The 3,093-nt window shown below is 71.9% G+C and carries 5 protein-coding genes; all 5 read left to right on the top strand.

Annotated features, from left to right (window positions below):
- A partial coding sequence (locus KBI5_RS24330) for a hypothetical protein (RefSeq protein WP_085016601.1) occupies positions 1-401 on the top strand: 401 nt, incomplete at its 5' end.
- Positions 398-967 carry a DUF3846 domain-containing protein gene (locus KBI5_RS24325; RefSeq protein ID WP_116290012.1) on the top strand — a complete coding sequence of 190 codons (570 nt, stop codon included), beginning with the start codon at positions 398-400 and terminating at the stop codon, positions 965-967. The genes KBI5_RS24330 and KBI5_RS24325, both read left to right, overlap by 4 nt.
- Before the next feature lie 46 nt (positions 968-1,013).
- On the top strand, positions 1,014-1,700 hold the full coding sequence (locus KBI5_RS24320; RefSeq protein WP_085016600.1) for a DUF3846 domain-containing protein: 687 nt from the start codon (positions 1,014-1,016) through the stop codon (positions 1,698-1,700).
- Positions 1,701-1,714: 14 nt separating this feature from the next.
- Positions 1,715-2,011 (top strand): hypothetical protein, encoded by a 297-nt coding sequence (locus KBI5_RS24315; RefSeq protein ID WP_085016599.1) that lies wholly within the window; start codon positions 1,715-1,717, stop codon positions 2,009-2,011.
- Between the two features lie 121 nt (positions 2,012-2,132).
- Positions 2,133-2,822 carry a hypothetical protein gene (locus tag KBI5_RS24310; protein WP_347272540.1) on the top strand — a complete coding sequence of 230 codons (690 nt, stop codon included), beginning with the start codon at positions 2,133-2,135 and terminating at the stop codon, positions 2,820-2,822.
- The last annotated feature ends 271 nt before the right edge of the window (positions 2,823-3,093 follow it).

Below are 3,093 nucleotides of genomic sequence, written 5' to 3'. Positions count from 1 at the left end.
CCGGCCATGGATTCCGCCGGGTCAGAACCGGTCCGGATATCTACCAGCACGCCCATGTCGAGGTCGAGGACCACGCCGGGTTCCTGTACGTGCGCCGCTACGCCTCGCCGGAGCGCCGGAGCGTGACCTGGTCCGCTGGCTACAGCCCCAGCACACCCCCCGAACTGGTCATCACGGCGATTCTGGCCGCGTTCACCCCGATCCCGGTCGCGCGGGACGACGCCGGGACCTGGTCGGTCTGGGCCGCCGTACCCCTCACCGTCGGCGTCGGGCTGTCCCTCGACAGCGCCCGTGCCGCCACCCGCTGGCTGCAGGCCCGGGGCTGGCCCTACGCCACGCACCAGCCCGACGCCAGCAGCCCGCCCGCCGGGACTCCGGCCTCTCAGCCCCACATCTCATGATCACAATCCTGGTGATACCGGCTGACCCGGCGGCCCCGGTACGCCGGCGCCGTCTCGACCCGGCCGACCTTCGGGCGATGGAAAGGATCGTCGGCGGGATCCTGCACCCGGTCAGCCTCACCGACCCCGAAAGCAGCCTCTACCTGCCCGAAGCGGGCACAGGCCGGTGGCCRCTGAACCCGCGCGCCATCGCCCTCGCCGCGTTCCACACCCGCCCGTTCCAGCAGCGAGTCCTGCGTGGAGACGCGATCCTCACCGGCCCCACCCAGGAGAACGGTCAGGACACCGACACACCCGACGACCTGATCCGCCTCCTCGACGCAGACAAGTTCCAGCGCCAAATCAAACACCCCGGGGACCAGCGGTGGAAGAAAGAGGCCCGTTTCTACCCCAGCCTGCACCACGCCTATCTCCACACCTGCAAAGACATCCACCGGATACCTGTCGATGACAGGCCCCTCATCCGCATTACCGCCGCCCCAGGTGCGGCATCACGCCGGGCCCGGCTCGCACCACGCCCCGAGCCCCGCCCAGCGCTCAGCCGAGAAAGACCCYCAGACCCGTGAAGTGCGCCGATCACCCATCCGCCCGGCCAGGAAAGGAAACCAGGTCGTGATAAGAGTACTTGTCGTACCGGCCGACTACCGGGAACCGCACCGCCAGCTGGAGATGAACCCCACCGACCTGCGTGGATTCCAGGCGCTCGTCGGAGGTTTTATCGAACGCCTGGAACTCGCCGGGGGCGCGTCCCTCTACGTCAACGAGGACGGCATCGCGCAGGTTCTTCGCTTCAACGAGAGAGCGACCGCGCTGGCCGCATTCCACAGCCGCCCGTTCACCCCGAAGCAGGCCATCGTCGGCGACGCCTACCTGACCGGCCCCGCCGACCAGCATGGACTGGACACCGACGTGCCCGAACAGATCGTTCACCTCCTCGGCGCGCCACAGATCCAGGTCCAGGTGAGGTCGGCCGGCGAAAGCCGGTGGGAGGACATCCCCGGCACCTACCCCACCCTGGTCCGCGCCTACACCGACACCTACACCGTCACGAACATCCTGACCGTCGTCGCTCCCGCCCACCGGCCCGCCATCCGCGCCATCCCCGTCACCGCGCCCTCCCGCCGCCCCGACACTGACGCCGTATGGACGGTGTGGGGGGACCGCGTCGACCCCTACGCCGTCCGCCAAACCCGCGAGCAGGCGCAAGCCGTCGTCGACACCGCGACCGCCGAGGGGGACACCGGCGTATACGCCCAGCACCCCGACGGCACCACCCTCACCGCGACACCCACCCGATAACACCCGCCCGCCCTGTGTTCCCCGCGATCGCGGGGAACACAGGGCGCGCCAGCGAGCGGGCCAGCGAGCGGGCCGGCACCATGGCCGGCTCCTCGTCGTTCACCGCGCCGCCGCACCCGTCGGGGACCAGCCGGCTGGCCCCCGACGACATCCACAGCCTGCTCGACGTCCGTGTCGGGTCTGACGACGGAGCAGCTGGCGGTGGCCCGCGGGGATGCGTGGACGCGGCTGCCGGACGGGGTGGAACGGCCGGGGTCGTGGCCGCCGTACGACCCGTCCGCGGGCGGGTCCTGACCCCTTCCACACCCTGACCGTTTCACCTGTGTTTGTACTGGTCTGTTCGGCCCGGGAATCGCTGGGGATCCCGGGCGCTGCCCCCGGCCCGCGGTGACCCCCGTCCCCGTCCGGCCGCATCGGCGTACAACCCTGCCCATGACCGACAACGGGGGAGCACACCGGCGCAGCGGGCGGCGCTGGCTGTGGATCATCGCCGGGATCGCCGCGGCTGGCGCGGTGGGCGCGGTGGTGGGGATCTGGCACCTGCCCGACCGGATGTACGAGGGGGAAGAGGCGCGGGCCGCGCTGCAGGGCGGGCTGCTGACCGCGGCCGCGGCGCTGATGGCGGTGGCCGGTGGTCTGATCGCTCTGGACGAGACCCGCCGGGCCAACGCGAACACCCACGTGCGGGAGCTGTACGCCACCGCGATCAGCCAACTCGGCGCGGACAGCCTCGACATCCGCCTGGGCGGGATCTACGCCTTGGAACGCATCGCTCACGACAGCGCCGCCGACCAGCGCACCGTCGTCGAGGTCCTGTCCGCCTTCATCCGCGAACACACCCAACCCCCCACCCCCCACCCGCACGGCGACCACCACCCCGGCCCACGACCGACGTACAGGCCGCCCTCACCGTCCTGGGTCGCCTGCCCACCTGCCCCGGCATCCCCCGCGCCGACCTCACCGACGCTAACCTCACCGGCGCCGACCTGGACGGGGCGACCCTCACCGGCGCCTGGCTGGGTGGGGCGACCCTCACCGGCGCCAGGCTGGGTGGGGCGAACCTCACCGACGCGAACCTCACCGACGCCCAGCTGGACGGGGCGGACCTCACCTACGCTGTAGGGCTGGTGCAGGCGCAGCTGGACGCCGCCCGTGGGGATGCGCGGACGGGGTTGCCGGCGGGGCTGGTACGGCCGGTGTCGTGGACGGCAGGGGACGACGCCGACGGGTCCTGACCATCCGGTGCCGGTGCTTGCCGGTGCGGCCCCCAGCAGGACCGGCGATCAGTCCGGTAAAGGAGGCTTCCCGGGCGTCAGCGCCCTCACCCTTGCCCTGGCGGCGGTGACGGCGCGCGCCGGGCGGGGTGCGGTGGCGTACAACCCTGCCCATGGCC

The organism is Frankia sp. KB5 (assembly GCF_002099325.1).
Classification (GTDB): domain Bacteria; phylum Actinomycetota; class Actinomycetes; order Frankiales; family Frankiaceae; genus Frankia; species Frankia casuarinae.
Note: the sequence above shows the minus strand (reverse complement) of the source record. Positions and strands in the feature narration are given on the sequence as shown.

Excerpts from the sequence above, each read along its gene's own strand:
- KBI5_RS24310 (WP_347272540.1), top strand. The coding sequence starts at position 2,133 with ATGACCGACAACGGGGGAGCACACCGGCGCAGCGGGCGGCGCTGGCTG.